We start from the raw sequence: 15,134 nt of genomic DNA on the forward strand, positions 1-15,134 counted from the left end.
CCGTGTGCCACCACAGCGGCAACGAGACACCACCTGAGCGAGAAGCGAGAGAAGAGATCGATGATCTTCGGGCGCACTGAACGCGGCAAGGCCCCGGTCGAGCCCGTCACTCTCAAGATCCTCGTGGCGGGCGGCTTCGGTGTCGGCAAGACCACCCTGGTCGGCGCCGTCAGCGAGATCAAGCCGCTGCGTACCGAGGAACTGCTGACCGAGGCGGGCCGTCCGGTCGACGACACCAGCGGGGTGGAGGGTAAGCACACCACCACGGTAGCCATGGACTTCGGCCGCATCACGCTGCGCGAGGACCTCGTGCTGTACCTCTTCGGCACCCCCGGCCAGGACCGCTTCTGGTTCCTGTGGGACGAACTCGCGACCGGCGCCCTGGGTGCGGTCGTGCTCGCCGACACCCGCCGCCTGGAGGACTGCTTCGCGGCGGTCGACTACTTCGAGCGGCGCTCCATCCCCTTCGTGGTGGGCGTCAACTGCTTCGAGGGCGCTTCCCGTTACCCCGCGGACGACGTCCGTCAGGCCCTCGACCTGGACTCCGCGGTCCCCGTGGTCCTGTGCGACGCACGCGGCCGGGAGTCGGTCAAGGAAGTCCTCATCGAGGTCGTCCAGCACGCCATGGCGTACGCGGCCGAACGCCGGCACACCGTCACCGGCTGAAGCACACGACGGCCCAGGCCGTGCTTCTGGTGCTCCCGGTGCATTTCGTGCTCCACGCACGCGTGGAGCACGCGAGACGAAACGGCACGAGAACGGGACTCAGCGCGCGTCGTCGTGCCAGCCGAAGCTCTTCTCCACCGCCTTGCGCCAGTTGCCGTACTCGCGGTCACGGACCGACGCCTCCATGGACGGTGTCCACTCCACGTCCTTCTGCCAGTGCGTCTTCAGCTCGTCGAGGTCGTTCCACACCCCGGTCGCCAGACCGGCCGCGTACGCCGCTCCCAGACACGTCGTCTCGGAGACCTTCGGGCGGATCACCGGCACGTCGAGCACATCCGCCTGGTGCTGCATGAGCAGGTTGTTCTTGGTCATGCCGCCGTCGACCTTCAGCGTCGTGATCCGCACCCCGGAGTCCTGGAACATCGCGTCCACGACCTCACGCGTCTGCCAGCTCGTCGCCTCCAGGACCGCCCGCGCCAGATGCCCCTTCGTGACGTACCGGGTCAGCCCCGTGACGACCCCGCGCGCGTCGGAGCGCCAGTACGGCGCGAACAGACCCGAGAACGCGGGCACGATGTACGCGCCTCCGTTGTCGTCGACACTCGTCGCCAGGGTCTCGATCTCGTCGGCGGTACGGATGATGCCGAGCTGGTCGCGGAACCACTGCACCAGCGCGCCCGTGATCGCGATGGCCCCCTCCAGGCAGTAGACCGGCGCCTCCGAGCCGATCTTGTACCCCATGGTGGTCAGCAGCCCGTTCTTCGAGGGCACCGGCCGGTTCCCGGTGTTGAGCAGCAGGAAGCTGCCTGTCCCGTAGGTGTTCTTGGCGGTGCCCACGTCGTAGCAGGCCTGCCCGAACACCGCCGCCTGCTGGTCGCCCAGCGCGGAGGCCACCGGGACCCCGGCGAGCTGGCCCACGGCGGTTCCGTACACCTCGGAGGAGGACTTGATCTCGGGGAGGACGGCTTCGGGGACGTTCATCGCGGAGAGGATGGACGGGTCCCACTGAAGGGTTTCGAGGTTCATCAGCATGGTGCGGCCGGCGTTGGTGACGTCGGTGACGTGCCGGCCGCCGTCGGTGCCGCCGGTGAGGTTCCAGATCAGCCAGGAGTCGATCGTGCCGAAGGCGATCTCGCCGCGCTCGGCGCGGGCCCGCAGCCCCGGTACGTTGTCCAGCAGCCAGGTCACCTTGGGCCCGGAGAAGTAGCTGGCCAGCGGCAGTCCCGTCTGCTCGCGGAAACGGTCCTGCCCGTCCGGGCCGCCGAGTTCGGCGCAGAGCGCGGAGGTACGGGTGTCCTGCCAGACGATCGCGTTGTGCACGGGTTTGCCGGTGGCGCGGTCCCACAGGACCGTCGTCTCCCGCTGGTTGGTGATCCCCAGCGCGCTGAGCTGGTCGGCGCGCAACCCGGCCTTCGCGAGCGCGCCCGCGACCACTGCCTGCACCTTCGACCAGATCTCGGTGGCGTCGTGCTCCACCCAGCCGGGCTTGGGGAAGATCTGGCGGTGCTCACGCTGGTCGACGGCGACGATCGCGCCGTCCTGGTTGAAGACGATGCAGCGGCTCGACGTGGTGCCCTGGTCGATCGCGGCGACGAACTTGTCCGGCATGACGTCCCCTTCGTCGGATTCTGCGTAAGGCGGCAGTGGATCCCAGCGCCGTGTTCCCGCTGCCCGTCATCCGTCCGGCAGCGGGAACGCGACGAGCAGGGCCTAGAAGGCCAGGTTGAAGATGACCCCGGACAGCGCTCCGCCGATCAGCGGCCCGACCACCGGGATCCACGAGTAACTCCAGTCCGACGTACCCTTGTTGGGGATCGGCAGGATGGCGTGGGCGATACGGGGGCCCAGGTCACGGGCCGGGTTGATGGCGTATCCCGTCGGCCCGCCGAGCGACAGACCGATGCCGACCACGAGGAACGCGACGATCAGGATCGCGGTACCGGACTGGCCGAGCCCCTCGGTGAGCCCGAAGGCCAGGATCGGCAGGACCAGTCCGATGGTCGCGATGATCTCGGTGATGAGGTTCGCCACGGGATTGCGGATCTCGGGCGCGGTGGAGAAGATCCCGAGCGTCGGCTGCGCGATCTCGTCCTCGGCATTGGCCTGGAACTGCGCGAAGTAGACCAGCCAGCACAGCACCGCGCCGAGGAACGCGCCGACCATCTGACCGGCGATGTAGAGATGGACCTGGTCCCAGTCGCCGGTGTCGATCGCGATGCCGAGCGTCACCGCCGGGTTGAGGTGTCCGCCGGACAGCGGCGCGGCGGTGTACGCGCCGGCCAGTACACCGAAGCCCCAGCCGAAGGCGATGACGGCCCAGCCGGCGTCCTTCGCCTTGGAGTGGTTGAGGACCACAGCGGCGACCACTCCGGCGCCGAAGAGGATGAGGATCGCTGTGCCGATGACCTCACCGACGAAAACATCTCCGTTGCTCATGGCGGCTCCTAGGCCCAAACCCGGGGCGATCCGCCCCGGTCCACCGTGCAGGGTGCGTTCCCATGGCTACTTCAGCCGAGGGCAGGGAGATCCCGCGCCCCGCCCGGCGTCCGTGACAAGCGTGCCGTAGCAGCCGAATCGCCGGTGGGAGATGCCCCGTTGGCGCGGACGAGGGCCCGCGCGGCGAAGTGCCCGAATACGCCGAATTGCGGCGACGCCGACTGACACCGGAAGTGTTCACCGGCACTGTGGGAGCGTCAAGGTCGCGGGCGAGAACGGTTCGCACCCACACCTCGCGCCGATCGCCCGCCGCCGCGAAGCCGTGCGCCGCCGAGGTCCGGCCCGCCGCCTCATCGCACGGCGATCACGGCCGACCCGTGCCCGAACAGGCCCTGGTTCGCGGTGACTCCGACCCGGGCGCCCGCCACCTGCCGGTCGCCCGCCGCTCCCCGCAACTGCCAGGTGAGCTCGCAGACCTGGGCGATGGCCTGTGCGGGAACGGCCTCTCCGAAGGACGAGAGTCCACCGCTCATGTTGACGGGTATGCGCCCGCCCGGTGCCGTCGCGCCCTCCCCGAGGAGCTTGGCCGCCCCGCCCTCACCGCACAGTCCCAGATCCTCGTACCACTGCAGCTCCAGGGCCGTGGACAGGTCGTAGACCTCGGCGAGCGAGAGGTCCCGCGGACCGATCCCCGCCTCCTCGTACGCCGCCCGCGCGATCGACGCGCGGAACGTCTCGGCCGCGGGCTCCACCGCGACCGCCGAGTCCGTCGCGATGTCGGGCAGGTCCAGCACGGCGTTGGGATAGCGGGGCGTCACCGTGGACACCGCGCGGATCCGCACCGGGTCCGCGGCCCCGTGCCGACGAGCGAACTCCATGCTGGACAGCACCAGCGCCGCCCCGCCGTCCGAGGTGGCGCAGATGTCGAGCAGCCGCAGCGGATCGGCGACCACGGCCGATGCGGCGACCTCCTCCGCGGTGACCCGCTTGCGGTAGCGCGCGTTCGGATTCAGCGCCCCCATGGCCGCGTTCTTCACCTTGACCCGCGCGAAGTCCTCCAGGGTGTCCCCGTGGACCGCCATCCGCCGACGCGCGTACAGCCCGAAGTACGTCGGATTCGTCGCCCCCAGGACACGGAACCGCAGCCAGTCCGGATCGTCGGACCTGTCCCCGCCCGCGGGCCGGAAGAACCCCTTCGGCGCCGCGTCCGCGCCCACCACGAGCACCACGTCCGCGAGTCCCGCAAGGATCTGGGCCCGCGCGGTGCTGACGGCCTGCGCCCCCGACGCGCACGCGGCGTACACACTCGCCACCCGGGCCCCCTGCCAGCCCAGCGCCCTGGCGAACGTCGCTCCGGCCACATATCCCGGATAGCCGCCACGCACCGTGTCCGCGCCGACGATCGAGCCGACCCGACGCCAGTCGAGGCCCGCGTCGGACAGCGCCTCGCGCGCCGCCACCGTCCCGTACCCGACGAAGGACCGCCCCCACTTGCCCCACGGGTGCATGCCCGCGCCGAGCACCGCCACGTCGTTCGTCATGCCATCACCCCCGTCGGCCGCCAGTGCCAGGTCGTCCAGGTCGTCTCCGCGTCCTCGTTCAGCACGCCCGGGACGACCTCCACCTCCATGCCTACCGTCAGATCGGCGACGGCGACGCCGGGAACCGTCTGCCCGAGCACCACGAGGCGCTCGGCCGCCAGCTCCACAGCGATCAACGCGTAGGGCTGCCATTCGAGTTCCCGATCGGACACGTAGGGTGACGGCGGCCGGTACCGACTGTCCGTGTAGGACCAGATACGGCCCCGCCTCGAAAGCGGTACCTCCATCAGTTCGCCGCCGGAGCAACCCGGATTGCGGCAGAAGGCGTCTTCCCGGGGGAAGAACACGGACGCGCAGGCCGAGCAGCGCGTGCCGAGGAGCCGGAAGTCGTCTCCCTCGCCGGCGAACCAGCCGGTGACGACGGGTGTACGAGTGCGCGACAAGGTTCCTCCACGACGCTGGATCTGACGCATCTGACGGATCCGATGGATCTGACGGAACGTCAGAAGTCTGTCACGGGCCGCGCCGATTGGGCAGTGTGCACGGAGCACGCCGCCCGGTGCGGAGAACCGCGGGTGACCGCGGAGAACCGCCGGAGGCCCCTGGGCGTCCGACCATCGGCAGGGACGACCGGGGCCTACGGGGGTGGTCCCGGCCGTCCCTCGCCCGGAGCCACCCGATCCGGTCACCCGGATCCCTGTCCTCCGGGGCCCGGTCCGGCCGGCCGATCGGGCGCGGACCGTATCCGATCGCTTCCCTCGGGGAGCCGGCGCCTGATAGACGCATGGGTCATGACCCGACTCACCACAGCGGTACGCGCTCTCGTCACCACGCTCGCCGCCCTGCTCGCCGTCAGCGCCGCCTCCGCCACCGCGACGGCGACACCCGAACCGAAGGCACCCGAGGACTTCGTGGCCCTCCGGTCCGTGGACCGCACGATCATCCAGGAGATGCGCTACTTCACCCCGCACAACTTCGTGGGCGAGCGCATCGACGGCTACCGCGAGCCGCTGTGCATCCTCACCAGGCCCGCCGCCGAAGCCCTCCACGAGGCCCAGCGGCAACTCCTGCCCCAGGGCTACTCCCTGAAGGTGTACGACTGCTACCGGCCCCAGCGAGCCGTCGACCACTTCGTCCGCTGGGCCGAGGACCTCGACGACCAGAGCATGAAGGACGAGTTCTACCCGAACGTCGACAAGACCCGGCTGTTCGAGGACGGTTACATCGCCGAGAAGTCCGGCCACAGCCGCGGCTCGACCATGGACCTCACGATCGTGAAGATCCCGGCGAAGCCGACCCGCCCGTACGTCCCCGGAGAACCCCTCGTGCCCTGCTTCGCGCCCCGGAGCGAGCGTTTCCCGGACAACTCGGTGGACATGGGCACGGGCTACGACTGCTTCGACACCCTGTCGCACACGCTCGACCCGCGCGTCCAGGGACAGCAGCGCGCCAACAGGCTCCTCCTGAAGGGCACCCTCGAAGGCCTCGGCTTCGTGAACCTCGCCGAGGAGTGGTGGCACTTCACCTTCAAACCCGAGGCCTACCCCGACACCTACTTCGACTTCCCGGTCTCGACCGCATCTCTGGTCACGCCCCGGTGAACAGGCACCGAAACGCCATCGAGGCACCGCTGAACCACCACCTGAGGCGGCCAGCCGAAACAACCTTCTGATCATCGGATACAGTCCCGGGCGTGTCTCCATCCCATATCTCGTCCGCCAACTCCGCGCCGGGCACCCACTGTTCGAGCTGCGGCGCACCCTACGGAGAAGGCGTCTCCGGCTGGCCCCGTACCTGCGCCTCCTGCGGCGGTGTGGCCTACCGCAACCCGTTGCCGGTCGCGGTGGCCCTGCAGCCCGTGTACGACACGAAGGGGGCGGCCCTGGTCGTCATCACCAGAACGATCTCCCCCGCGCGCGGGGGAGTCGCTCTGCCCGGAGGGTTCATCGACCACAGGGAGGACTGGCGGCAGGCCGTCGTCCGTGAGCTCAAGGAGGAGACGGGTATCGTCGCGGCGAGCCGCGACGTACGCCTCGTCGACGCGCTGAGCTCACCCGACGGGCACCTGCTGCTCTTCGGAGCCCTCCCGGAGCGTCCCGCCGACGACCTGCCGCCGTCCGTCGCGACGGACGAGACCGAGGGCTGGCACCTGCTGCGCAGGTCGACCGAACTCGCCTTTCCGCTGCACACCATGGCGGCCAGGGCATGGTTCGAGGGCCGGTACATCTGAGGAACCCCGGGGGGGCCTTCGGAGCCCGCCTATCGGGTCCCCAGTCCCCGCACCCGTACGGGAAGGGACGGCTCGACCGGGCCGTCCACCCCCTCCCGCTCCACGACCACGCGCGCCCCCTGCCGACGCGTCACATAACGCTCGATCGCCGGCTCCTCCCAGCCGTCCCCCGAGTCGGCGACCACCAGCCCGCCCCCGGCCCGTCCGTGGGCGGGCGCCCACACCTCCAGCTCCAGAGAGCCGTCGTCGCCGCGTACCGGCAGCACGGCACCCGCACGGACCAGTACCGGAATCCGTGACAGAGGGGCGTCGACCAGCACCTGGGCGGGCCCTTCGTACACCCGCTCGGTCTCCACGTCGTACCAGCGGCCCCGCGGCAACCGCACGGCACGCCGGTCCGTCCCCGGATCCAGCACCGGAGCCACCAGGAGACAGTCACCCAGCAGGAAGGCGTCCTCGCAGTCGCGCAACGCCCTGTCCTCCGGGACGCCCCACCACAGAGGCCGCGCATAGGGCGCACCCGTACGCCGTGCGAGATGGGCCAGCGTCATGAAGTACGGCAGCAGCCGCCGGCGCTCGACCAGCGCCACGCGCGCGTGCTCCAGAACCTCGTCACCGAACTCCCAGGGCTCCCCGTCCCCGGCCCGCGGACCCGCGACCGTACGGAAGAGCGGCAGATACGCGCCCAGCTGGAGCCACCGCAGATACAGCTCGGGGGAGGGGCTCCCGTCGACGCCGCCCACGTCGGGGCCCGAGTACGGCACTCCGCACAGCCCCAGCCCCAGCACCAGCGAGAGCGACGCCCGCAGACCGGGCCAGCCCGTGGCCGCCTCCCCGGACCAGGCCCCTCCGTAGCGCTGCGTTCCGGCCCACCCCGAACGCGAGAACAGGAACGGCCGCTCCCGGGGCGCCAGTTCCCTCAGCCCCTCGTAGGCGGCCCGGGCCATGGTGAGGGCGTACACGTTGTGCGCCTCACGATGGTCGCCGCCGCGGCCCTCCAGGTCGTGCCGCGCCGAACGGGGCAGCGTGGACTCACCGAACGCGGTGAGGGACACCGGCTCGTCCAGGTCGTGCCAGAAGCCGGCGAACCCCTGGGAGAGCCGCTCCCCGTAGAGCCCGCCCCACCACCGGCGCGTACGCGCGCGCGTGAAGTCCGGATGGACCGCCTCGCCCGACCGGACCACACCGCGCACCACCTCTCCGGCGGAGTCCCGCACGTAGACGTCCTCGGCGGTACCGGCGTCGTACACGGAGTTGCCCGGTTCGGGCCTGACGGCCGGTTCCACGATCGACACCAGCCGGATCCCGTCCCGGCGCAGTTCCTCCGCGAGCACCGGCAGCTTCGGGAAGCGGTCCCGGTCGACAGTGAACGTCCGGTGCGCGTCGAAGTGGTCGACGCCCAGGTGCACGGCGTCCAGCGGCAGTCCGTGCTCGTGGTGACCGCCCACGATCCGCCGCACCTCCTGCTCGCTCCCGAGGCCCCGCCGCACGTGATGGTGCCCCAGGGCCCAGGCCGGCGGCAGCGCGGCGGCACCCGTCAGGGACGCCCAGGTCTGCAGCACGCGCGCGGGAGTGCCCACCATCACCCAGCAGCGCAGCGGCCCGCCGTCCATGCGCAGATCGCTCGTACCGGCCCGGTCGTGCCCGGACCCGGCGCCCTCCTCGCCCTCGCGCAGGGTCACGGTGCCGTCACAGGAGCTGTCGTGGAACACCAGGTGGGTGGCCGCGTCGGCCAGCACCATCTGCACCGGCATGGTGAGGTGCAGCGGATCGTCACCGGGACCGAAGGCGTGCCCAGGAGCGGTGTTCCACAGTCCGTACGTCCCGTCGCGCAGCCGGAGCCCCGAAGCCCGCCCGCCGAGGCCGAAGAAACGCGCGTCCGCGGCGACTTCGGAGCGCTGCATCCAGCGGGCCCGCCCACCGCCGACGGGCTCCCACCACCGCGGCGGCAGATCGCGCCGCAGACTCACCCCGCCCGGCGTGCGCACGTCCACGGCGCCGAGCCGCGACACGACCACCGTCATCCGCTCCGCCACCACCCGCCAGGCGCCGTCCTTGTCCGGCTCCAGCACCGTCCGCGGATCCGGCTCGGGAGCACCGCCCGCGAGCGCGTACGACGGCTCGGGCCCCGCCCCGTCCCAGCCCCAGAAGACCGCTCCACCGGTCGTGACGGTGATCCGCAGCTCCGACCGGGTGAACCGGACGATGCCGCCGCCGGGCGCGGGTTCCGCGGACAGCACGGGCCCGGGTACGCGCGCGCGTTCAGCCCCCCGCACCGGCAGCCCGACGGCGTCGATACGCCTCCTGCGCCACGCGGCCCGCACGGTGAGCAAGCCCTGGCCCGCCCCCGCCGAACCGAACGCCTTCATCGAACGCACCAGGTCACGACCGTTCATGCCGCTCAGCCTGCCACCCGAATGGACCTACGAGTGTTCCGTTCAGCTTCCGTTCACCCATGGCGACACCACATGTTCACGGGGCGGACTATGTGGGGCCAACCCTGGTGTCAAAGTCGATCACATGGCATCGTCCGTCTCAGCCGCGTGACGCGCACACCCCAGTCCGTGCGCGGTACACGCACATGACGCGCGCAGTCCGGGAGCCGACCCATGACCTCATCGAACCCCTCACCGCTCTGGCAGCCCGACCGGGAGCACATCGCCCAGGCACGGATCACCCGATTCCAGGCCTGGGCGGCCGAGCATCACGGAGCCCCCGCGGAGGGCGGCTACGCCGACCTGCACCGCTGGTCCGTGGACGAACTGGACACCTTCTGGGAAGCCGTCACGGACTTCTTCGACGTACGGTTCTCCACCCCCTACACCCGCGTGCTGGGCGACCGCTCGATGCCGGGAGCCCAGTGGTTCCCCGGAGCCACCCTCAACTACGCCGAGCACGCACTGCGAGCGGCCGACACCCGGGCGGACGAACCGGCCCTCCTGTACGTCGACGAGACCCACGAGCCCCGCCCCGTGAGCTGGTCCGACCTACGCCGACAGGTCGGCTCCCTGGCCGCCGAACTGCGTGCCCTCGGAGTACGCCCCGGAGACCGCGTCAGCGGCTACCTCCCGAACATCCCCCAGGCCGTGGCCGCCCTCCTCGCCACCGCCGCCGTCGGTGCGGTGTGGACGTCCTGCGCCCCGGACTTCGGCGCCCGCAGCGTCCTGGACCGCTTCCAGCAGGTCGAACCCGTCGTCCTCTTCGCCGTCGACGGCTACCGCTACGGAGGCAAGGAGCACGACCGCAGGGACACCGTCGCCGAACTGCGCCGCGAACTGCCCACCCTGCGCGCCGTCGTCCACATCCCGCTGCTCGGCACCGAGCCCCCCGAAGGCGCCCTGGAATGGTCCGCCCTCACCTCGTCGGACGTCGCACCCGTCTACGAAGAGGTGCCTTTCGACCACCCGCTCTGGGTGCTCTACTCCTCCGGCACGACCGGCCTGCCCAAGGCCATCGTCCAGTCGCAGGGCGGCATCCTCGTGGAGCACCTCAAACAGCTCGGCCTGCACTGCGACCTGGGACCCGAGGACCGCTTCTTCTGGTACACGTCCACCGGCTGGATGATGTGGAACTTCCTCGTCTCCGGCCTCCTGACCGGCACCACGATCGTCCTGTACGACGGCAGCCCCGGCTATCCGGACACCGGCGCCCAGTGGCGCATCGCCGAACGCACCGGCGCCACCCTGTACGGCACCTCGGCGGCATACGTCATGGCCTGCCGCAAGGCGGACGTCCACCCCTCCCGCGACTTCGACCTCTCCCGGATCAAATGCGTCGCCACCACGGGCTCACCCCTGCCGCCCGACGGATTCCGCTGGCTCCACGACGAGGTGCGCGACGACCTGTGGATCGCCTCCGTCAGCGGCGGCACCGACGTGTGCTCCTGCTTCGCGGGAGCGGTCCCCACCCTCCCCGTCCACATCGGCGAGCTCCAGGCCCCGGGCCTCGGCACCGACCTCCAGTCCTGGGACCCGAGCGGCAAACCCCTCATCGACGAGGTCGGTGAACTCGTCGTCACCAACCCCATGCCGTCCATGCCGATCCACTTCTGGAACGACCCCGACGGCAGCCGCTACCACGACAGTTACTTCGACACGTACCCCGGAGCCTGGCGCCACGGCGACTGGATCACCCTCACCTCACGCGGTTCCGTCGTCATCCACGGCCGCTCGGACTCCACCCTCAACCGCCAGGGCGTACGCATGGGGTCGGCCGACATCTACGAAGCGGTCGAACGTCTTCCGGAGATCCGTGAATCCCTCGTCATCGGCGTCGAACAGCCCGACGGGGGCTACTGGATGCCGCTCTTCGTCCACCTGGCACCGGGAGCCGAACTCGACGAAGCCCTCCTCGGCCGAATCAAGCGGACCATCCGGGAACAGCTCTCACCCCGCCACATCCCCGACGAGGTGATCGAAGTCCCCGGCATCCCCCACACCCTGACGGGCAAACGCATCGAGGTCCCGGTCAAACGCCTCCTCCAGGGCACCCCCCTCGAAAAGGCCGTCAACCCCGGCTCCGTCGACAACCTCCACCTGCTCCGGTTCTACGAGCAACTGGCCCGCGACCGCGCCTGACCGGGCCCCGCCGCGACCGCCCCGCACCCACCGAGGCGGATTGTCAGTGCCGCCGGTTACGGTGAGTGAGCATTGATCACCGCGCACAGGGGGAAAGATGGCGCACACCCAGCACCAGACCATGCGACGCGTCCTGCGCCGCGAAGTCGCCGGAACGATCGGCCTGCTGACCGACGAGCAGGACTTCACCGCCATGCGACGCCGCTACCGCACCTTCGCCTTCGACGACCACACCAGCTACCTCCGGCAGGTGGAAGCCCTCCTCAGGACACTCGCGTCCGAGGGCGGCCACACCACGGTGGCACTCTTCGACCCCGAGGAGTACGCGGAGTTCTGCGCCGAGCACGCACTCGACCCCGACACCGCGTCCAGCCGCACCCGCTTCACGGCGGAGCTCGCCACGACAGGCGCGACCGTCCCCTACGAAGGCCAGACCCTCGACACCCTCGTCCCCGACCTCATCGACGAAGCGGTCCGCCGAGCCACCTGGGAGTACGCGACCACGCTCCTGGCCCGGATCGGCAGTTGCGCGTCCTGCGGCGAGGACATCGGCCGAGCGGCCTTCCAGCGGGCCTCGGATCTACTCGTCCGCATCCTCCAGGCCTCGGGCCCCGGCGAGCGGCACCTCGTGTGCAGTGTCTCCACGGAGCCCGAGGCACTGGTGGCCGTCCTGCGCACCGACGACGACCAGTACGGAACACCGCACCTGGACGAGGCCGAGGCACTCGAATTCACCACCGTCCTCGCGCTGGGCATCGCCACCCGGAGCGCCGGCGGCCTCGTCATGCGCACCGCCGCACCCCACGCGACCGACCAGGTCTACGGCTGGCGCCTGCGGGGCGAGGGCCTGGAACCCCTCACCGCGGGAGAAGTCTTCGACGCCTACTGCACGGACGTCGAATCGGGCGACCTCGTCTCACCGGAGTCGGGCGTCGACTACTGCGCGCCACCGGACCTGGGCGACGACGGCCACACGACCGCGCACACGCACTGAACACGCGCACCGAACATGCGAAGGGCGCCCCACCTTTCGGTGGAGCGCCCCTCGATCACGGATGACTACTCGCCCGACTACTCGCCGGACAGCACTGCCTGAGCCGCGGTACGCGCCTCTTCGGCGCTGTCGCAGGCACGCGCGGCCGCCGCGGCCCGCTCGCACTGCGCCAGCGTGTACTTGGCCAGCGTCGCCCGGACGTAGGGAATCGACGCCGCACCCATGGAGAGGGAGGTGACACCCAGACCGGTCAGCACACACGCGAGCAGCGGGTCCGAAGCGGCCTCGCCGCAGACGCCACAGCTCTTGCCCTCGGCCCGGGCCGCCTCGGCGGACATCGCGACCAGGTCGAGCAGCGCCGGCTGCCACGGATCCTGCAGCCGGGACACTGCGCCCACCTGACGGTCGGCGGCGAAGGTGTACTGCGCGAGGTCGTTGGTCCCGAGCGACAAGAACTCGACCTCCTGCAGGATCGAGCGCGCCCGCAGAGAGGCCGACGGAATCTCGACCATGGCGCCGAACTTCGCCTGCAGTCCCGCCGCACGGCACGCGTCGGCGAACGCCTTGGCGTCCGCACGGTCGGCGACCATGGGCGCCATGACCTCAAGGTGGACGGGCAGCCCCTCGGAAGCCTTCGACAACGCCGTCAGCTGCGTACGCAGGACATCGGGGTGATCGAGCAGCGACCGCAGACCGCGCACGCCCAGCGCCGGGTTCGGCTCGTCGGCGGGCGTCAGGAAGTCGAGCGGTTTGTCGGCGCCCGCGTCGAGCACGCGCACCACGACGCGCCCCTCGGGAAAGGCCTCAAGCACCTGGCGGTACGCCTCGACCTGCTTCTCCTCGGACGGCGCGTTCTTGCTGTCGTCGAGGAAGAGGAACTCGGTGCGGAACAGACCCACGCCCTCGGCACCGGCCTCGACCGCCGCCGGAACGTCCGCCGGGCCGCCGATGTTGACCAGCAGGGGAACCCTGTGTCCGTCGGAGGTGGCCCCGGGCCCGGTCGACCCGGCGAGCGCCGCCCTGCGCGCCGCCGCCGCGGCCTCCAGCTCGGCCTTCTTCTCCGCACTCGGGTTCACGAAGATCTCACCGGTGCTGCCGTCCACGGCGACCATCGTGCCCTCGGCCAGCTCACCGGCACCAGGCAGCGCCACCACGGCGGGCACACCGAGAGCCCGTGCCAGGATCGCGCTGTGGCTCGTCGGCCCGCCCTCCTCGGTGACGAAACCGAGAACGAGCGTCGGGTCCAGGAGCGCCGTGTCGGCCGGCGCGAGATCACGAGCGATGAGGACGTACGGCTCGTCACTGTCGGGAACACCCGGCATCGGAACACCGAGCAGCCGGGCGACGATACGGTTCCGCACATCGTCGAGGTCCGCCACCCGGCCCGCGAGGTACTCACCGGCGTTCGCCAGCAGGGCGCGGTACGAGGCGAACGCGTCGTACACCCCGCGCTCCGCCGTGCTTCCGACGGCAATACGCCGTTCGACGTCGGCCATGAGCTCCGGGTCCTGGGCCATCATGGCCTGGGCCTCAAGAACGGCCTGGGCCTCGCCGCCCGCCAGATTGCCCCGCGCCATCAGGTCGGCGGCCACGGCTTCCACGGCCTTGCGGGCGCGCCCCTGTTCGCGCTCCGCGTCCTGCACCGGTATCTGCTTGGCAGGCGGTTCGAGCACCGCCGTTCCCATGTGCCGAACTTCGCCGATCGCCACACCGTGGCTCACGCCGACGCCTCGCAGCGTTGTCTCCATGTCACCAGTTTCCGATAGAGCGGCGGGCCCTGCCGCCGTGATGTCGTGCCGTACCTGCCGTCGCCGACGGCTATGAGGTCAGTGCCAGCTGAAGAGAGCGTCGCCAGCCTTCACTTCGCCGTCAACGCTGACGTCGGAGAGGGACTCCGCTGTGGCTTCGAGTGCCACGACGGGACAGATGGGGGACTTGCCGGCCGCTTCGACGGCGGCGGGGTCCCAGCGCACCACGGCCTGCCCACGCCGCACGGTGTCACCCTTGTTGACGAGCAGCTCGAAACCCTCACCGTTGAGCTGAACGGTGTCGATGCCCAGATGCGTCAGCACTCCATGACCTTCGTCGTCGACCACGACGAAGGCGTGCGGGTGCAGGGAGACGACGACGCCGTCGATGGGTGAGACTGCCTCCGAGGCCTCCCGTACGGGGTCGATCGCGGTCCCGGGGCCCACCATGGCCCCGGAGAAGACCGGATCGGGTACAGCGGTGAGTCCGATGGTGCGTCCTGCAAGAGGGGACGTCACGATGGTCATGGGAAGCCTCCCGAGGGGCGGGGATTCATATGGGCCGTCACTGCCTGTCCCGGACGGCGCACTGTTGAGCAGCGTAAGTCATGAGAAGTGACGGTTCCGCGCCAGTGGAGCCGGTTGGCGGTCGTAGCGCCCAGCGGAAACGATTTGCGCCCGCTCCGGAGCCCCGTGTAGTGTCGTACTCCTGCTTGAGGCCGAGGGACGCGAAAGTGTGTCCGTGCCTGGCAGCACCCAAACTTGTCAGATCCTTTCTCGGGGTCTGGTTCTGCATGTTCGCAGAATCGGTGGTCAGGGAGACGGAAATTCACTGATAGAGTTTGGGAACACGAAGGGAAGCGCCCGGAGGAAAGCCCGAGAGGGTGAGTACAAAGGAAGCGTCCGTTCCTTGAGAACTCAACAGCGTGCCAAAAATCAACG

The 15,134-nt window shown here is 70.3% G+C and carries 12 protein-coding genes; 5 read left to right on the forward strand and 7 right to left on the reverse strand.

Going from position 1 to position 15,134, the window contains the following annotated elements:
• Window positions 1-60 precede the first annotated feature (60 nt).
• Entirely contained in the window at window positions 61-666 is a 606-nt protein-coding gene (locus tag ACH4DZ_RS42025) for a GTP-binding protein (protein ID WP_398294670.1), read from the forward strand.
• Window positions 667-765: 99 nt separating this feature from the next.
• Here ACH4DZ_RS42025 and glpK read toward each other — a convergent pair whose 3' ends face one another.
• The 4 genes from glpK to ACH4DZ_RS42045 all read right to left on the reverse strand — a co-directional run bounded on the left by glpK (window position 766) and on the right by ACH4DZ_RS42045 (window position 5,086).
• A complete protein-coding gene (glpK, locus tag ACH4DZ_RS42030) occupies window positions 766-2,274 on the reverse strand; it encodes a glycerol kinase GlpK (RefSeq protein WP_398294672.1) in 1,509 nt (502 codons plus the stop codon).
• A gap of 102 nt (window positions 2,275-2,376) precedes the next feature.
• Window positions 2,377-3,102 carry an MIP/aquaporin family protein gene (locus ACH4DZ_RS42035; protein ID WP_398294674.1) on the reverse strand — a complete coding sequence of 242 codons (726 nt, stop codon included), beginning with the start codon at window positions 3,100-3,102 and terminating at the stop codon, window positions 2,377-2,379.
• A gap of 350 nt (window positions 3,103-3,452) precedes the next feature.
• A complete protein-coding gene (locus ACH4DZ_RS42040) occupies window positions 3,453-4,643 on the reverse strand; it encodes a lipid-transfer protein (protein WP_398294676.1) in 1,191 nt (396 codons plus the stop codon).
• On the reverse strand, window positions 4,640-5,086 hold the full coding sequence (locus tag ACH4DZ_RS42045) for a Zn-ribbon domain-containing OB-fold protein (protein ID WP_398294678.1): 447 nt from the start codon (window positions 5,084-5,086) through the stop codon (window positions 4,640-4,642). Before ACH4DZ_RS42045 ends, ACH4DZ_RS42040 begins: the two co-directional genes overlap by 4 nt.
• 348 nt (window positions 5,087-5,434) lie before the next feature.
• Here ACH4DZ_RS42045 and ACH4DZ_RS42050 point away from each other — a divergent pair, with 348 nt between their 5' ends.
• Complete coding sequence (locus ACH4DZ_RS42050; protein ID WP_398294680.1) at window positions 5,435-6,244, forward strand: M15 family metallopeptidase; 810 nt, start codon at window positions 5,435-5,437, stop codon at window positions 6,242-6,244.
• A 92-nt stretch (window positions 6,245-6,336) separates the two neighbouring features.
• The gene (locus ACH4DZ_RS42055) at window positions 6,337-6,873 is read left to right on the forward strand and encodes an NUDIX domain-containing protein (protein WP_398294682.1); all 537 of its coding nucleotides are present in this window, start codon (window positions 6,337-6,339) and stop codon (window positions 6,871-6,873) included.
• 29 nt (window positions 6,874-6,902) lie between these two features.
• On the opposite strand, the gene ACH4DZ_RS42060 is transcribed toward ACH4DZ_RS42055, so the two are convergent.
• Window positions 6,903-9,269 carry a glycoside hydrolase family 31 protein gene (locus tag ACH4DZ_RS42060; RefSeq protein ID WP_398294684.1) on the reverse strand — a complete coding sequence of 789 codons (2,367 nt, stop codon included), beginning with the start codon at window positions 9,267-9,269 and terminating at the stop codon, window positions 6,903-6,905.
• A gap of 213 nt (window positions 9,270-9,482) precedes the next feature.
• Between ACH4DZ_RS42060 and ACH4DZ_RS42065 the strand changes: the two genes are divergently transcribed.
• Together ACH4DZ_RS42065 and ACH4DZ_RS42070 are read left to right on the forward strand one after the other, a co-directional pair.
• Entirely contained in the window at window positions 9,483-11,450 is a 1,968-nt protein-coding gene (locus ACH4DZ_RS42065) for an acetoacetate--CoA ligase (protein ID WP_398294686.1), read from the forward strand.
• Between the two features lie 97 nt (window positions 11,451-11,547).
• Window positions 11,548-12,444: a hypothetical protein gene (locus ACH4DZ_RS42070; RefSeq protein ID WP_398294687.1), complete on the forward strand. Its 897-nt coding sequence runs from the start codon at window positions 11,548-11,550 to the stop codon at window positions 12,442-12,444.
• Window positions 12,445-12,521: 77 nt separating this feature from the next.
• Here ACH4DZ_RS42070 and ptsP read toward each other — a convergent pair whose 3' ends face one another.
• Both ptsP and ACH4DZ_RS42080 read right to left on the reverse strand, forming a co-directional pair.
• A complete protein-coding gene (gene ptsP / locus ACH4DZ_RS42075; RefSeq protein WP_398294689.1) occupies window positions 12,522-14,192 on the reverse strand; it encodes a phosphoenolpyruvate--protein phosphotransferase in 1,671 nt (556 codons plus the stop codon).
• Window positions 14,193-14,270: 78 nt separating this feature from the next.
• A complete protein-coding gene (locus tag ACH4DZ_RS42080; protein ID WP_398294691.1) occupies window positions 14,271-14,720 on the reverse strand; it encodes a PTS glucose transporter subunit IIA in 450 nt (149 codons plus the stop codon).
• Window positions 14,721-15,134: the final 414 nt, after the last annotated feature.

The sequence above is a fragment of the Streptomyces sp. NPDC017991 genome, from assembly GCF_044328075.1.
Classification (GTDB): domain Bacteria; phylum Actinomycetota; class Actinomycetes; order Streptomycetales; family Streptomycetaceae; genus Streptomyces.